Genomic DNA, 15907 nt, shown 5'->3' with positions numbered 1-15907 from the left:
ATATATTAATAAAGACCTGGTTCACGAAAAATGTGAACCAGGTCTTTATTTTGATGTTTATTGGTAATAATCACATTTTAATTAGGGAATTGGATAGTTTCAGCGATACTAAGTCAGTTACGAAAATAACTGGTGAACACAAATACAATTTAGTAGTCATTTATATGTTGTTTATATTTATCTTGGCGTGGTAAGAAATATTCACGAATCAGTTTTAAAGGTTTCTTTAAACACAGGTCTTTGCGAACGAATTCTTTACGTACTGTAACATCTTCTACTGATTCAGTCGCGTCCGTTTGTTACTAGTTAGATGATTGTAGGGAAAGACGGCGAAAAACATCTGACCCTGCAAAGCAATAAACTTTCATATTTCGAAGCAAGCGTAGCGATGCAGAAAAAGAAACAGAAACACAGGTTTTTCTTGCGTCCAGAAGGCTTAGAGACCTGTAACGGAAATCAACCGAGTTGTTTTAACTGAGCCACTTTTAATATAAAAAGAGGGCTGTATAAAAGTCATTTTAAATGCCTTTTGGACAGCCCCATTTTTTATTCGTATTTTAATGCATCGCCGTCAAAAGATTTATCAGAAACTTTTATTGAGTCTGTTGGACAGCCCTCAAATGCATCTTGCATATCTTCTTCGAGTTCATCTGGAACTTGAGTCGTTCCCATGTTATCATCTAAAATAACAAAGGCAATGCCTTCATCATCATAATCATAAATATCAGGTGCTGCAGCGCCACAAGCGCCACAAGCTATACATGTATCTTTATCTACAATGGTATACTTCGCCATGTTAACCTCTCCCTTATCTCCGTTCGCTTGAAAAAGCTTTCGTTCCTATTCTAATCATTTTCCCCTCAATTTTCAACCTAAATACTCATAAATTGGAGGATGTCCAATGCTATTTAAACAAATAATCCTACATATGGTCGATCGATTTAACGAAGAGAGGACAATTGCAGCCCCTTTTCATATGATTAGAGGAAAACGTTCGGGTCAAACAATCCAAGATGTTAAGGTCTATAATCTTACAAAATATTTTTCATTGTTTCCTAAACTAACGAAACAATCATACGATCAAGTTATTCAACAGATGATTCAATTAGGATGGATAACTGTAAATGAAATGTCTGTTCCTCAAATTACAGAGGTAGGGAAACAGAAACTATATGAAATGCCATCACTTAAGTTAAATGGTTGGTTATTTAGAGGTAATGAACGAATTTTTCTTCAACGTTTATCACTTGTTACACAAACATTGTCACATGTAAATGCAGAAAATTTATCATTCGTCCCTGTACAAAAAGATGAAAAAATTCACTCTTGGGTGCGACAATATTTACACAGTTTTCCCTACAAATCTGATGAATTTATCAGAAGCTATTATCAAGAGTTAAAGACAGTTTTCCATTCTGACAATCTCTCAAATACACATGTGACAATTTTAAGTCATCGATTATCCGGGTATCAAGTTAGTGGTGTTACATGGCAACAATTATCTCAAGTATTGAAGGAAGACCAAGTTGACCTCCAAATCTTATTAAATGAAAGCTTACATATCTTACTGCATGAAATTTCAACAAATAACATGTTCGTACTGTTGTCTAAGATGAGTGAAGGAATTAAGCCGACGACACCATTAACAGAATCAGCTAAAAGAACAGCTGACCTTCATCAAAAAGGCTATTCTTTTGATCAAATTATTTCACTACGACATTTGAAAAAAAGTACAATAGAAGACCATTTCGTGGAAATGGCGATGAATGATCCTTTATTTTCTATTCAATTATTTTTTGGAAACGAGAATATTTTAATGCTAATTCAACAAGTTAGAAATCAATCAACAAATAAATTAAGAACATTAAAGGAAGTTTTTCCAAACTTTTCGTACTTTCAGTTAAGGCTACTATTAGCCGGTAGAGGTGAATTAATTGACATTGAATCTTCATAAAGTATTATTTGAGAAATTTGGCTATGCTTCATTTAGAGCAGGACAACAAGAAATCATAGAAAGTATTATTAACAAAGAAGACGTAGTGGCAATCTTACCTACAGGAATGGGGAAGTCACTTTGCTATCAACTTCCAGGATATATACTGCCATCTTGCGTAATCATTATTTCCCCATTACTATCTTTGATGCAAGATCAAGTGGAACAATTAAAAAAATTAGGAGAAAAAAGAGTAGTTGCTTTTAATTCTTTTTTGACACCAAATGAAAAACAGAAGCTGTTACAGGAATTAGAAAGGTATAAATTCATTTTTTTATCTCCTGAAATGTTAATGCAAGAGCAAGTGAAAATCAAACTTCAAAGCATGCCAATTTCACTAATTGTTGCAGATGAAGCTCACTGTATTTCACAATGGGGCTATGATTTTAGACCGGATTATTTACGTTTAGGTGAGTGGTTAAGTCACATTAGTAGACCACCAATTTTAGCTTTAACTGCTACAGCCACAAAACATGTGATGGAGGATATAAGTACTCACTTAACCATGCAACAACCTACGCTTCATATGCAATCACTAGATCGACCAAATATTCACTATGCTGCAGTAGAAGTAGATTCTCAAGAAAATAAATTCGAGAGAATAGTAAAGCAAATTGAAAGTTTTTCAGGACCTGGGATTATTTACACTCAATCTAGAAGAAAAGCAGATGTGTATGCACAAAAATTAAGTGACAAAGGATTCAGGATTGCCTCTTATCATGCAGGAATGGATCAAATTGATCGTATGTTCGTCCAACAACAATTTTTGAACAATGAGATTGATTGGGTATGTGCAACAAATGCATTTGGAATGGGTGTCCATAAAGATGATATTCGTCAAGTCATCCATGATCATATTCCATCATCCGTTGCCAATTATGCACAGGAAGTTGGGAGAGCAGGAAGAGACGGTTCAGATTCACTAGCAATTTTATTTTATACAAAGGATGATGAGGATCTTTCAATTTTCATTACAACTAACGATTTTCCTGATGAATCCCATGTTAGATTTTTTGACGAGTCTATAAAAAATGGATTAAACCCCAATCAACTAATATCACAAGGCTTGCTAACAGAAACGCATGTACGAATATTAACTTTTTGGCTGGCTCGGAAAAATATTAACGAAACAATTGAGATTTTACAGCATTTAAAACAGCAAAAAGTGGAACAAATATTTCAAATGAAAGATATTTTATGGAATTCGCTTTGTATCAGACAACAAATTGTTGAATTCTTTGGTCAGAAATTGAATTCAAAGCCACTAAATTGTTGTTCAAAATGTGGACTGAATATAGATGAGTTATTAGATTCTTCAAAGGAACACCGACGCGAATTGAAGTTACAATCATGGGAAAAAAGAATATCGTTATTATTCCAAGGAATTGAATAGAAGTTTATTTTACTTTTTCTACAAATTTCGTCATAATAAATAAAGACGATACGTAGAATAGGAGTTTATATCAATGAATAAAAATGATTATCAAAATAAAATTGACGAGCATCGAAAACCAATTCAAATAAATGATGAGGAAAAGCCAAATACACGAACTTCAAGACGTTCGAATAATGTGGCTCCGAAGAAAACAAAACAAAAAACAAATTTAATGTTACCAATTTTGTTCTTTTTCTTTATTTTAATTCCGGTTTCAATTCTAATATATGTTTTTGCTTTTTATGAGCCAAACTCAAATGAAACAACTGTTTTAGAAAATAGCCAATTTAAATTTGAACAAAACAAAGAAGACACTGAGTCGGATTCGACTACTGAAAACAAAGATACACAAAATCAAGAAGAAATAACTGAACCTAAAGAAGAGCCAGTAGTAGCAGAACCTAAAGAAGAAAAACCAGCCGAGGAACAACCTAAAGAAGAGACACCAGCAGTAGAACAACCTAAAGAAGATATACCAGCTGTAGAACAGCCTAAAGAAGAGACACCACAAATTGCAAAAACGCATGTGGTGCAACCTGGTGAGACACTATACCGTATTGCTATGAATTATTACAATTCAGCTGATGCTGTCGAGAAAATTAAATCCGCAAATGGACTCACTTCAAATTCGATTTCTACTGGTCAAGCATTGGTTCTTCCTTAAATTTGATGAAATAATACTAGTGAAATTTGTAGAATGAGGTACTATAAAGAAGATACAAGGAATTTTTGTAGAATAGGTTAATATTCAAGATAGAATGGAGTGACAGTATGTTTGCAAAAAGTGTAATGATATCTAAAGAAAAGTGTATTTCGATCCAATCATCAGAGTCTTTACAAGACGCACTAGCGTTATTAGAGAAAAATCAAATTGACGCACTGCCAGTTCTAGAAGACGGCTTGTATAAAGGAATTCTAAATCGCTATCTTGCGTACCAGGCATATTATGATAGCGGATTAACAAAAGAGGACTTTTTGAAAAAAGCTTCTATAATGGACATAGTATCGCGTGCAGATATTTATTTATCAATTGAAGATGTTTTTGAAAATTCCTTAATTCAACTTAATGACTTCCCGATTATTGCTGTAGTTGAAGGAAATCAATTTTTAGGTTTAGTGACTCGTTACGACACCATGAATCAATTTAGAAGTGCTTTTGGAATGGATAAACCAGGTGTTCGAATTACGTTTACGTCTGTAGAAATAGAAGGTCGTATCGCTCGTGTGGGAGACATTATTCAAAAGTTTCATGAATCGGTTATTTCACTGGTTACATTCGACGAATCAGACAAGTTACTGCGACGTATCGTTTTAAAAATTGAGAAACGTGATAACGTTCAAAAATTCCTAAAGGAACTTGATCGATCTGGATTCCGGGTACTTCACATAAAAGAAGATTAATTCAAAACAAAAATAAAAAGAAAAGGGGATGGGGCAACCCTCCTCTTTTTATTTTTAGTAAAGAGGTGTAGAAATGCGCTATTTAGCAACCATTATAGGTGTAGTTTTAAGCATGCCCCTCTTCATGTTAAAGAAAGCATTTGAGATAAATATACGTCGTCAAGACATCCAGTTAACTAATTATTCTGACCAAAATCCTTTTCGTATATTTTTCATTTCTGATATACATCGTCGAAAAATACCAAATCGGTTAATGAGACAAATCGATTCCGAAATTGATGCAGTAATTATTGGTGGAGACTTAGCTGAAAGAGGAGTTCCTTTGAAGCGGATACAAGAAAATATTACACGTCTCGCTAAAATTGGACCTCTCTATTACGTTTGGGGCAACAATGATCGAGAAGTTGGAGAACAACATATCCGCAAATATATTCAAAACGTTGGTGGCACAATTTTAGAGAACGAAGCCATTTGCATAATAAATCAAAAACAACGAGTGTGGATTGTTGGAATTGACGATGTATCTGCAGGACTAGCAGATATTGAAAAAAGTTTTAATAATGTTCCCAAAGAAGATATGAAAATTTTCGTCTCCCACACCCCTTTTGTCTTCAGTAATGTAAAAGAAAAGTATAAATTAAATGTGTTGTTAGCTGGACATACACATGGTGGTCAGATCCGATTAGGTAAATGGGGATTTTATCAAAAAGGTTCCTTAAAAAAGGAACTAGATGAAGCCACGCTTATAAGTAATGGATTCGGAACATCTTTAATCCCCTTAAGATATGGCGCTCCTGCAGAGTGTCATATCTTATCGATTAAACATAAAAGTTCTACAAATGTTCATTAAAACATACACAAACGTATACAATCTTCACTAAATTTCCTATACTGATACAACAGCAGATGTGAAATTCTTGGAGGTTTAGTCATGCAAAACAACATAGATAATAAAGGGAAATATAACATGAAGGCAGTTTCAACTATGGTAGGCATTTTGCCAGGCACGATTCGTGCCTGGGAAAGACGTTATCAAATGATTGCGCCCATTCGAAATGAAGTAGGACATCGGTTATATTCAGATAACCATGTGCGAAAACTAAAATGGTTGGCACAAAAAGTAAATGACGGGTTTACAATTAGTCAAGCGGTTTCCTTATTAGAACAAGATAATAAAGATGTGTCTCATCCGCTATCGCATCAAGAAGATAATAGGGTAACTCAACTTCAACAAGATACATTACAAGCATTTCTTCGTTTTGATGAACGTTCTGCTCAAAATTTTATGGATGAGTCTTTTACCATATTTACTATGGATAAAGTGTTAATTGATATTTTAGCTCCGTTACTAGTTCAAGTAGGTTTATTGTGGGAAGATGGAAAAATTACTACAGCGCACGAGCATTTTGCCACATCTATTTTACGTTCTCGAATTGGAGCAGTTATGCATGCTTATCCTCATAATGGGATTTTACCGAAAGTCATTGCTGTATGCGGACCTGGAGAATGGCATGAATTAGGTTTATTAATCTTCACTTTGTATATGAGACGTAAAGGTTATGAAGTCATTTATTTGGGGAGCAGTATTAAGGAAAATGATATTTCAGTGGTAATCCAAACTGTAAAACCTCGATTTTTATTTATGTCATGCACAATGTTAAGTAATCTTTCACAGACTCTCGAATTATCAAAATCCTTAGAGATAGATTTTCCTAATTTAGTGGTAGGGCTTGGTGGATTTGCAATTGATTCAATGACAATTGAAAAAAAGAAAATTTATCAACAAAACATAATTGGTCCTAACATGAACGAATGGGATAAGTGGATAGAAGAAAAAACATATGCTAATTAGTTGTATAAGTCGTTTCGTTCTCCTATCCTAAGATAGGAGATTTTTTTAATAGAGGAAGTGTAAATTGATGGAAAAAGTAGATGCAATTATTGTAGGTGGAGGTCCTTGTGGGCTAGCAGCTGCAATATCATTACAAAATATGGGGCTTTCACCCATTATTATAGAAAAAGGTAACGTCGTGGAAGCTATTTATAATTACCCAACGCACCAAACGTTTTTTAGTACAAGTGAAAAACTATCAATCGGGGAAGTTCCTTTTATCATCGAAGGACGTAAGCCTAAGCGTAATCAAGCACTTGTTTATTATCGTGAAGTTGTAAAAATAAAAAATTTACAAATTCACCGATTTGAAACGGTAGAACGAGTTGAGAAAAAACAAGATATGTTTGAAATTCATACTTCAAAAACTACATATATAGCAAGAATTGTTATTATTGCAACAGGATATTATGATCATCCTAATTTATTAGGAATACAGGGGGAAGAATTACCGAAAGTCAGCCACTACTTTAAAGAAGGTCATCCATACTTTGACACAGATGTGGTAGTAATAGGTGGCAAAAACTCTAGTATTGATGCCGCTCTAGAATTACATAAAGCTCGTGCACGAGTGACGGTTGTTTATAGAGGAAGTAGCTATTCAAGTAGTATAAAACCTTGGATATTACCGGAATTTGAAGGATTAGTTCGAAGTGGTGAAATTACTATGCTTTTTGAATCACAGGTTGAAGAAATAATGCAAGAAGAAGTAAGAATTTACAAACAAGGTGAAGTGATTACTCTAAAAAACGATTTTGTATTTGCAATGATTGGTTATCATCCAGATCATGATTTTTTAAAAAGAACGGGTGTTCAAATTGATGATGTCTCAGGTAGACCTTTATTAAATGAACTTACAATGGAATCCAATGTTGAAAACTTATATATCGCGGGTGTTCTAGCAGCAGGCAATAATGCAAATGAAATCTTTATTGAAAATGGTCGATTTCATGGAGAGGTAATTGCAAATGCAATTACACAAAAAGAAAAGCTGTGAAATAGCGACAGCTTCTCTAATGATAATGAAAACATTTTAAGGTGACGAAAGAGGACATGGTTGACGCGATCAAATACAATGCCGTCGCACATTTGAATTGTTCGTCAATCCCTCCTCCTTCTCAATGTAGCAAAAAAATTGACATCAATCCTAATGTTCGAATATTGCTGATGGAGTATGTGTCATGCGAGAATCAGATAGACCAATTAATAATTTTAAACGTGCTTTTTGACCACTAAGTCCATGGGCAAATAAAACACCCATATCTTCTAACATTTTCCCTCCGCCTTCATAGCCATAAACAGGCTGAGCAATTCCGTTGTAGCATCTGGATACTAATACAATTGGTATATGTTGATTCATTAACTGCTGAATTCCCGGCACAATAGCTGGCGGAACATTCCCTTGTCCTAATCCTTCCAATACTACCCCATCATAATTATTGTTCGCAACATGCATTAGTAAGTCTACATCCATTCCCGCATATACTTTGAGTAATGCCACTCGCTTGTTAATGTCTTTCACATCATAGGTTTCATGACGAATGGGTGAATGATGAAAATGAATGGCCGTTTTAGTAATCAATCCTATAGGTCCATACTGAGGACTTTGGAATGTAGAGACATTACTGGTTGAAGTTTTCGTTACATTTTGTGCTGTATGTATTTCATCGTTCATTACAACAAGTACGCCTTTATCAATTGCTTGTTGAGAATTTGCTACACGAACCGCAGATAACAAATTATAAACACCATCTGCTCCAATTTCATTTGAAGAACGCATGGCACCAGTTAAGATAATAGGTACATTGCTTTTTATTGTTAAATCAAGGAAGTAGGCTGTTTCTTCTAAAGTATCTGTTCCGTGTGTAATCACAAATCCAGCCACCTCTTTTTCTGCTAACTGTTGTTCGATTATATTTTTTAGTGTTAACATTTCTATCGGTGTCATATGAGGGGAAGGATAATTAAACGCTTCAATTTCATGTATATCAGCATACTCCATCAATTTATCGATTTCTGAAGTTAAGGGATTTGAATCTCCTGGTACGACTGCTCCTGACTCAAAGTTAACATGCATAGAAATAGTTCCACCTGTATGAATTACTATAACTTTTTTCATTTCAATGTTCCTCCTAATGTCCAATAGCTAGCTTGAAAATGATATAATTAAACTACAAAAAGGAGGCGAGCGCAACATGATTATATTATTATCTGTCGCAATCGCTCCAGGACTTGCATTATTTAGTTATTTTTATTTGCGTAATCAGATTTCTTCAGAGCCATCTAAAACATTGTTTCACACATTTCTCTATGGTGCTATTTTAACGTTTCCAATCCTCTTTATTCAACATGTGTTTGAATTTGAGAATATAATTCAATCATTGTTTTTGCGGAATGTGCTATTTACAAGTGTACTTGAAGAGTTTTTTAAGTGGCTCATTTTAGTTATGCTTATTTATAAACATGTTGAATTTGATAACCCTTATGATGGAATTCTATATGGGGCAAGTGTATCTCTGGGATTTGCAACGGTTGAAAATATTTTATATTTATTTACATATGGACTAAATACGGCATTCTTACGTGCTTTATTGCCTGTTTCGAGTCATGCCATTTTTGGCGTTGTAATGGGTTATTATCTTGGACGTGCAAAGTTTGCAGTAAGCCGCTCATCAAAACCAATCCTGTTTGTCGCCTTACTTGTACCACTAGGCTTACATATGATGTATAACGGGATCTTAGCAATTGAGAAGATTTCATTATATTTTATGATTCCATTTATGTTGTTCTTATGGTGGTTAGGTTTAACGAAAGTAAAACAAGCACATTTATTGACGCTGCAATATTTTAATAAAAGTAATACTATAAGAGAAATTTTGTGAAATCAATTTTAAATTGGTTTCATTTTTTTGTATAAAAATCGCATGAATTCCCATCCTAATAAAAAGGAGAGTGTGTATGCGAAAAAATAAAGGATTTATTTGGCTTGTCATAATTTGTTTGTTGACATTATCACTTAGCGCTCCTGATCGATCTGAAGCATTTTCTGGTCAAGTCATTGAACTAGGTGCGTATGGCGAAGATGTAATTGAACTACAATCTCGATTACAATATATCGGTTTTTACAAAAATAAGATAGATGGTAAATTTGGATATGGGACTTACTGGGCTTTACGTAATTTCCAAGATCAATACGGTTTACCGATAGATGGAGTGGCGGGACAAAATACAAAAACAAAACTTGTCAATGCATCGACCTATCATAAAGAATTTGTGCGAAAACAACTGAATCAAGGTAATCAATTCACGCATTATGGAAATGTTCCATTGGAGCAACAAGTGAAAAAAGGTACAAATCGAGGAGGAACAAAACAATCAGTTCAAACGCAATTACCAGCTAAATATACCGATCAGGATTTACAACTTATGGCCAATGCGGTTTACGGCGAAGCACGAGGTGAATCGTATGAAGGACAAGTTGCTGTTGCAGCTGTCATAATAAATCGACTGGAAGATGCTGAGTTCCCAAACACAATAAGTGCAGTTATTTTCCAACCATTAGCCTTTACAGCAGTTGCTGATGGTCAAATATGGTTAACACCAAACGAGCGTGCAAAAGAAGCCGTACTTGATGCGTTAAATGGTTGGGATCCTACAGAAAATGCGCTTTATTATTTTAATCCTGACACTGCAACTAGTGATTGGATTTGGACAAGACCTCAAATTAAAAAAATAGGGAAACATATTTTCTGTATGTGAGGAGGAAATGACATGAAAATTTTATCAAGCGTATTAACAGTTGTCTTAATAATAATGGGCGTATTTTTATATACATCAAAACAAAATGAAAAAGATTTAGCACTTGACTTGCGAGCTCAGTACACGAATCGATTGAGCGATTCATCTGAAAAACTAAGTGAGTTGCAAAAAGCTGTGCAAAGTTCGACAGTCTTTAAGGACAAAGCTGCTCAAGCGCAACCACTTGAAGATATTTGGAGACTTACTTCTGAAATAAGAAGTGATATCGCTTCACTGCCACTCCAGAGAGAATTTTCAAATGAATGGATGAATTATCTTGGGCGACTAGGAGATTATGCGAAATTAAAGGGTCAGGAAAAAGTTACAGATGATAAATGGCTAGTAGTTACAACAAATGTAGCAGCTAATTTAGATGAGTTTTCATATGAATGGCAAAATGCAACGACTGAATTATTAGCAAAACAACAATCTTTTTCTAAGTGGCAAAAAGAGGTAAAAACTGCACAACCCTCAAAACAATGGAGTGGAATGACAAAACAGGTAAAAGGGTATTCGGAAGCTGATTTTCCTTTGACAGCAAGTGAGTCAGATGATCAAAAGAAAAAAGACTTACAAGCAATAGATGAAAAACCAAAAACTGAACAAGAAGTTGTAAGCAACATGAAAGAAATGTTCCCTAAATTTACTAAAGCAAAAATAGTAACGTCTACTAGTAAGTCTGAAGCTCCATATCCTTTCTATCACATTCAATTTCATGAAGGTATTCGAACTGGTTATGCAGATTTCACTAAAAAAGGTGGTCATTTATTATCATTGTTAGTGGAACGCCCTATTGGGGAAGATCGAATTTCGCAAGAAAAAATGAAAGAGAAAGCAAATGAAGCGGTAAAATCTTTTGGTTTTGATGATTTAGAGCTTGTTGAAACAAGAGAAAATCATCTTGTATGGCATGTAGTTTTCGTCAGATTAGATCCCGTTAACGACGCGCGCATTTATTCAGATGCGATTCAATTAAAATTAGCTAAGGATGATGGTGAAATTTTAGGTGTTAACACGATGGAATATATTCAAAAAGAAAAATTACCTGACCAAAAAATAGTAGCTATCGATTGGAATACATTTTTCACTTCAGAAGCAAAAGTACAACAGGAAAGACTTGCTTATACAGAAAATAATCAATTGCAACAAAGACTTTGTTATGAACTATTAGTATTGAAACAAACTGATGATCAAAGTCACACATTCCGCATATTAGTGGATACTGAGACTAAGGAAGTTTTAAAATCTGAATTGTTGACTTAATATGAGTTGGGAAATAGGGTAGATGTGAGAAAAGAAGACAATGATTTAAGTCATCTGAAATTTTAATAATCATCAAAACGAAAGCTCACGTGAGTGGGCTTTTTTCTGTTTTCCTATGGTACAATATATGTGAGAAAGTTTAGGAGTTGGTCAAATGAAAAAAAATATACAAATAGCAATTGATGGACCTGCTGCTGCGGGCAAAAGTACAATAGCGAAACTAGCGGCTGAAGAACTTGGTTATACATATATTGATACAGGTGCTATGTACCGTGCAATTACGTATAAAGTACTCAAACGTCACATAGATTTAGAAAATGAAGAGGCTCTTACACAACTGCTTTTTGAAACCACAATCGAGTTGAAACCGTCAAGTGATGGACAACTTGTCTTCTTAGATGACGAGGATGTTTCAGATGAGATTCGCTCTAATATTGTGACATCTTCCGTTTCCGTTGTTGCCTCACATGCAGGACTAAGAGAGGAAATGGTTAATCGCCAACTAATAATGGCTAAAAGTGGTGGCGTAGTGATGGATGGCCGAGATATCGGGACGCATGTTCTGGTTGATGCGGAATTAAAAGTTTTCATGTCTGCATCTGTTGATGAACGAGCGAAACGCCGTCAGTTAGATAACGAACGCCGTGGAATTGATTCACATGTAGATCAACTTAAAAAAGAAATCGTAGAACGCGATAAAATGGACACTGAACGACAAGCTTCCCCTCTAGTTCAAGCAAAAGATGCAATTTATTTGGACACTACGAATTTAACAATTCAAGAAGCTGCCAAATACATAATTCAGTTAGCAAAAGAGAGGATGAGCTAAGTGAACTTATACCATTTTACGAGATCGTTAGTAAGGACCGTTTTAAATCCGATTTATCGTTTTGATGTTAAAGGGTTAGAGAATTTTCCTGAAACAGGGGGAGTATTAATTTGTTCCAACCATATTAATGCTCTTGATCCACCAGTAGTTGGAATAACTGCACCGCGACCCGTTTATTTTATGGCAAAAGAAGAGTTGTTTAATGCACCCATATTAAAGCCACTTTTACCGAAATTAAATGCTTTTCCAGTAAAACGAGGATTAAGTGACCGCGAAGCATTGAGAAGAGCAATCACCATTTTAAAAGGCGGGGAAGTGATGGGTCTTTTTCCTGAAGGAACTAGAAGTGAAAATGGGGAACTCGGAAAAGGCTTCTCTGGAGCTGGTTTTTTTGCGCTTAGAGGTGAAGCAGACGTTGTTCCTTGTGCCATTATAGGACCTTATAAGGCATTTAAGCGTTTAAAAGTAGTTTATGGAGCTCCAATCATCATGCAACCATATCGCGATCGTAAGGCGTCTGCTGATGAAGTAACATTAGTAATCATGAATCAAATTCAAATGTTAATAAATGAGAATAAATCTTGAAATATGTTGTTTTGTTTTAAAAAGTCCAAATTTTTGTTTTTATTAAAGAATTCGCATAATATAAAGAGTGGAACGTTGTGAAGGAGGATGCTATATGTCTGAGGAAATGAACTTGCAGGAAAATCAAGAATTTCGTGAAGGAAATCTTGTAAAAGGTACGGTTGCCCAAGTTGAGGAAAAGGCAGTTACTGTCACAATTGAGGGTGCACCTTTTGATGGAATAATTCCAATTAGTGAACTGTCAAGCTTACACATTGAAAAAGCTTCTGACGCCGTTTCCATCGGTGACGAATTAAATTTAATTATTACAAAAGTTGAAGACGACAATTTTGTGTTATCAAAACGCAAAGTAGACGCTGCAGAAGCTTGGGATTCATTAGAGCAAAAATTTAAAAGTGGTGAAATTATTGAAGCGGAAGTTAAAGACGTTGTTAAAGGTGGACTTGTTGTTGACCTTGGTTTGCGTGGATTTGTTCCAGCTTCATTAGTAGAAGATCACTTTGTAGAATCATTCGATGATTATAAAGGAAAAGTTTTAACTTTTTTAATTGTTGAAATGGAAAAAGAGAAAAACCGTTTAATCTTATCCCATCGTGCAGTTGTGGAAGCAGAGAAAGAGTCAAACAAGAAAAATGTTCTTGACCACATTCATGCTGGAGATGAGCTAACAGGCACTGTTCAACGAATTGCTTCTTTCGGTGCTTTTGTAGATCTTGGTGGGGTAGATGGACTTGTTCATATCTCTCAATTATCACATGAGCATGTAGAACAGGTTTCAGACGTAATTCAAGAAGGGCAACAAATCAAAGTGAAGGTATTGTCTGTCGACCGTGACAGCGAACGCATTTCTTTATCAATTAAAGACACACTTCCTGGACCTTGGGAAGGAATAGAAGATAAAGCGCCACGTGGTTCTGTTCAAACAGGTACAATAAAACGTCTAGTGTCTTACGGTGCATTTGTTGAAGTATTCCCTGGAATTGAAGGACTTGTTCACATCTCACAGATTGCCCATTCTCACATTGGTACGCCACACGAAGTATTAAAAGAAGGGCAAGAAGTACAAGTGAAAGTATTAGAGGTCAACAAACAAGATAAACGATTGTCACTAAGTATAAAAGATTTACTAGAAAAAGAAAATGAATATTCAGGATCCGATTACCAAATGCCTGAAGAAACAAAAGGTTTTTCAATTAGTGATGTTATAGGTGATAAATTAAAAGATTTTAAATAATGGAGTATTGTAATGACTAGAGCTGAACGAAAATTAGACCATATAAAACATGCTTTGTCGACGGGGCAATCTAGAGCGACTTGGTTAGATGATATACGTTTTGTCCATCAAGCTCTTCCCAACAGCAGTTGGGACAGCGTATCATTGCAAACTCAAATAGGCGAACTCGTTTTTGGTTCGCCTATTTTCATTAATGCAATGACTGGTGGGGGAGGAGCTAAAACGACTGAGTTAAATAGTCAATTAGCTCGTATTTCTCGTGAAATGAATATACCTATGGCTGTAGGATCTCAAATGGCCGCGATCAAGAATTCAGAAGAAATCCAATCTTATGCAACCGTACGAAAAGAAAATCCAAATGGAATGATCATTGCTAATTTAGGTAGTGAAGCCACAGTGGATCAAGCGAAACGCGCAGTAGATATGTTGGAAGCAAATGCTATTCAAATCCATTTGAATGTCATCCAGGAATTGACGATGCCTGAAGGGGATCGAGATTTTCAAGGAGCACTTTCTAGAATTGAACAACTAGTAAAAGAATTAACTGTTCCTGTAATTGTAAAAGAAACAGGTTTTGGAATTTCACGTGAAGCTGCGATTAAACTCATGGAAATGAATGTCGCTGCCATCGATGTTGGTGGTTTTGGTGGAACAAACTTTGCTGCAATTGAAAATGAACGCCGACAAAGAAAACTCACCTATTTTAATGACTGGGGTATCCCTACAGCGGCATCTCTTATAGAAACAACCAGCATCAATTCAACTATTCCCTTGATAGCCTCTGGGGGTATTCAACATGCACTTGATATTGTGAAATGCTTATCAATCGGTGCTTCTGCCGTTGGGTTAGCAGGTGTGATATTAAAGACATTAGTTGATGATGGCGAACTAGCGACAATTGAAGAAATCAAGCAAATAAATGAAGACTTGACGATGTTAATGGTGTCACTTGGCGCAAACTCAATTCAAGAGTTACAACAATCTCCATTAATTATTTCAGGTGACTTGCACCATTATTTATCGCAACGAGGTATTGATACACATACATATGCAAATCGTAAATAATAGAGAGATATAGACATATATATAATGGGCTCTATTATTACAATTTATCAGACATGAAGTTGAGTTAAATCTTAATGGCTTCACTAAGAAGATAAGGTTGTTTCTAAGTTACTTCATATAAAAATTAGTTGGGTATCATTAAGTGAATAATAACTAAAGACCTGACTCGGTGCTGCACCCCAAAAGTTAGAGTTAAAAATCTAATTTTTGGGGTGTTTTTTATATGGCAAAATATAGCGATGAATTTAAATTGAAAGTTGTGCTCGCCTATTTAGAAGGTTCCTTGGGATACACATCTTTAGCTAAAGCATTTAATATTTCTACTGAATCTCTATTAAAACGATGGGTACGTGCTTATAAAGAATTTGGTGAAGCTGGTTTGCGTAGGAGAAGTGTAAAACAGGTTTATTCTG

17 protein-coding genes are annotated in these 15907 nt (G+C 35.2%); 15 read left to right on the top strand and 2 right to left on the bottom strand.

What is annotated here, in order from left to right; translation table 11 throughout:
* Window positions 1-546 precede the first annotated feature (546 nt).
* Window positions 547-795: a ferredoxin gene (locus tag C406_RS0109505; protein ID WP_017380382.1), complete on the bottom strand. Its 249-nt coding sequence runs from the start codon at window positions 793-795 to the stop codon at window positions 547-549.
* Window positions 796-901: 106 nt separating this feature from the next.
* On the opposite strand from C406_RS0109505, the gene C406_RS0109500 reads away from it, so the two are divergent.
* The 7 genes from C406_RS0109500 (at window position 902) to C406_RS0109470 (ending at window position 7717) form a co-directional block, all read left to right on the top strand.
* Window positions 902-1954, top strand: coding sequence for a helix-turn-helix domain-containing protein (locus C406_RS0109500; RefSeq protein ID WP_017380381.1), 1053 nt, complete (start codon window positions 902-904; stop codon window positions 1952-1954).
* The gene (locus C406_RS0109495) at window positions 1935-3386 is read left to right on the top strand and encodes a RecQ family ATP-dependent DNA helicase (RefSeq protein WP_017380380.1); all 1452 of its coding nucleotides are present in this window, start codon (window positions 1935-1937) and stop codon (window positions 3384-3386) included. The genes C406_RS0109500 and C406_RS0109495 overlap by 20 nt, the downstream gene beginning before the upstream one ends.
* Window positions 3387-3459: 73 nt before the next feature.
* Window positions 3460-4092 carry a LysM peptidoglycan-binding domain-containing protein gene (locus C406_RS0109490; protein WP_017380379.1) on the top strand — a complete coding sequence of 211 codons (633 nt, stop codon included), beginning with the start codon at window positions 3460-3462 and terminating at the stop codon, window positions 4090-4092.
* A gap of 107 nt (window positions 4093-4199) precedes the next feature.
* Entirely contained in the window at window positions 4200-4829 is a 630-nt protein-coding gene (locus C406_RS0109485; protein WP_017380378.1) for a CBS domain-containing protein, read from the top strand.
* Between the two features lie 73 nt (window positions 4830-4902).
* Window positions 4903-5679, top strand: coding sequence for a metallophosphoesterase (locus tag C406_RS0109480; RefSeq protein ID WP_017380377.1), 777 nt, complete (start codon window positions 4903-4905; stop codon window positions 5677-5679).
* 81 nt (window positions 5680-5760) lie between these two features.
* Window positions 5761-6681, top strand: coding sequence for a MerR family transcriptional regulator (locus tag C406_RS0109475; protein WP_017380376.1), 921 nt, complete (start codon window positions 5761-5763; stop codon window positions 6679-6681).
* A gap of 67 nt (window positions 6682-6748) precedes the next feature.
* On the top strand, window positions 6749-7717 hold the full coding sequence (locus C406_RS0109470; protein WP_017380375.1) for a YpdA family putative bacillithiol disulfide reductase: 969 nt from the start codon (window positions 6749-6751) through the stop codon (window positions 7715-7717).
* 150 nt (window positions 7718-7867) lie between these two features.
* Here the strand turns inward: C406_RS0109470 and C406_RS19450 are convergent, their stop codons facing one another.
* Complete coding sequence (locus tag C406_RS19450; protein WP_017380374.1) at window positions 7868-8839, bottom strand: asparaginase; 972 nt, start codon at window positions 8837-8839, stop codon at window positions 7868-7870.
* A gap of 76 nt (window positions 8840-8915) precedes the next feature.
* On the opposite strand from C406_RS19450, the gene prsW reads away from it, so the two are divergent.
* The 8 genes from prsW to C406_RS0109425 form a co-directional block, all read left to right on the top strand.
* Window positions 8916-9602, top strand: coding sequence for a glutamic-type intramembrane protease PrsW (prsW, locus tag C406_RS0109460; RefSeq protein ID WP_017380373.1), 687 nt, complete (start codon window positions 8916-8918; stop codon window positions 9600-9602).
* A 76-nt stretch (window positions 9603-9678) separates the two neighbouring features.
* Window positions 9679-10479, top strand: coding sequence for a spore cortex-lytic enzyme (sleB, locus tag C406_RS0109455; protein WP_017380372.1), 801 nt, complete (start codon window positions 9679-9681; stop codon window positions 10477-10479).
* Between the two features lie 12 nt (window positions 10480-10491).
* On the top strand, window positions 10492-11781 hold the full coding sequence (locus tag C406_RS0109450; RefSeq protein WP_017380371.1) for a PepSY1/2 domain-containing protein: 1290 nt from the start codon (window positions 10492-10494) through the stop codon (window positions 11779-11781).
* A gap of 154 nt (window positions 11782-11935) precedes the next feature.
* The gene (gene cmk, locus C406_RS0109445; RefSeq protein ID WP_017380370.1) at window positions 11936-12610 is read left to right on the top strand and encodes a (d)CMP kinase; all 675 of its coding nucleotides are present in this window, start codon (window positions 11936-11938) and stop codon (window positions 12608-12610) included.
* Entirely contained in the window at window positions 12611-13195 is a 585-nt protein-coding gene (locus tag C406_RS0109440; RefSeq protein WP_017380369.1) for a lysophospholipid acyltransferase family protein, read from the top strand. It begins immediately after the preceding gene.
* A gap of 94 nt (window positions 13196-13289) precedes the next feature.
* A complete protein-coding gene (rpsA, locus tag C406_RS0109435; protein WP_017380368.1) occupies window positions 13290-14429 on the top strand; it encodes a 30S ribosomal protein S1 in 1140 nt (379 codons plus the stop codon).
* 12 nt (window positions 14430-14441) lie between these two features.
* Entirely contained in the window at window positions 14442-15494 is a 1053-nt protein-coding gene (gene fni, locus C406_RS0109430; protein ID WP_017380367.1) for a type 2 isopentenyl-diphosphate Delta-isomerase, read from the top strand.
* Between the two features lie 223 nt (window positions 15495-15717).
* The coding region (locus tag C406_RS0109425) for a helix-turn-helix domain-containing protein (RefSeq protein ID WP_017380366.1) at window positions 15718-15907 on the top strand (190 nt) is incomplete at its 3' end.

The organism is Paenisporosarcina sp. TG-14 (genome assembly GCF_000297555.1).
GTDB lineage: Bacteria > Bacillota > Bacilli > Bacillales_A > Planococcaceae > Paenisporosarcina > Paenisporosarcina antarctica.
Note: the sequence above shows the minus strand (reverse complement) of the source record. Positions and strands in the feature narration are given on the sequence as shown.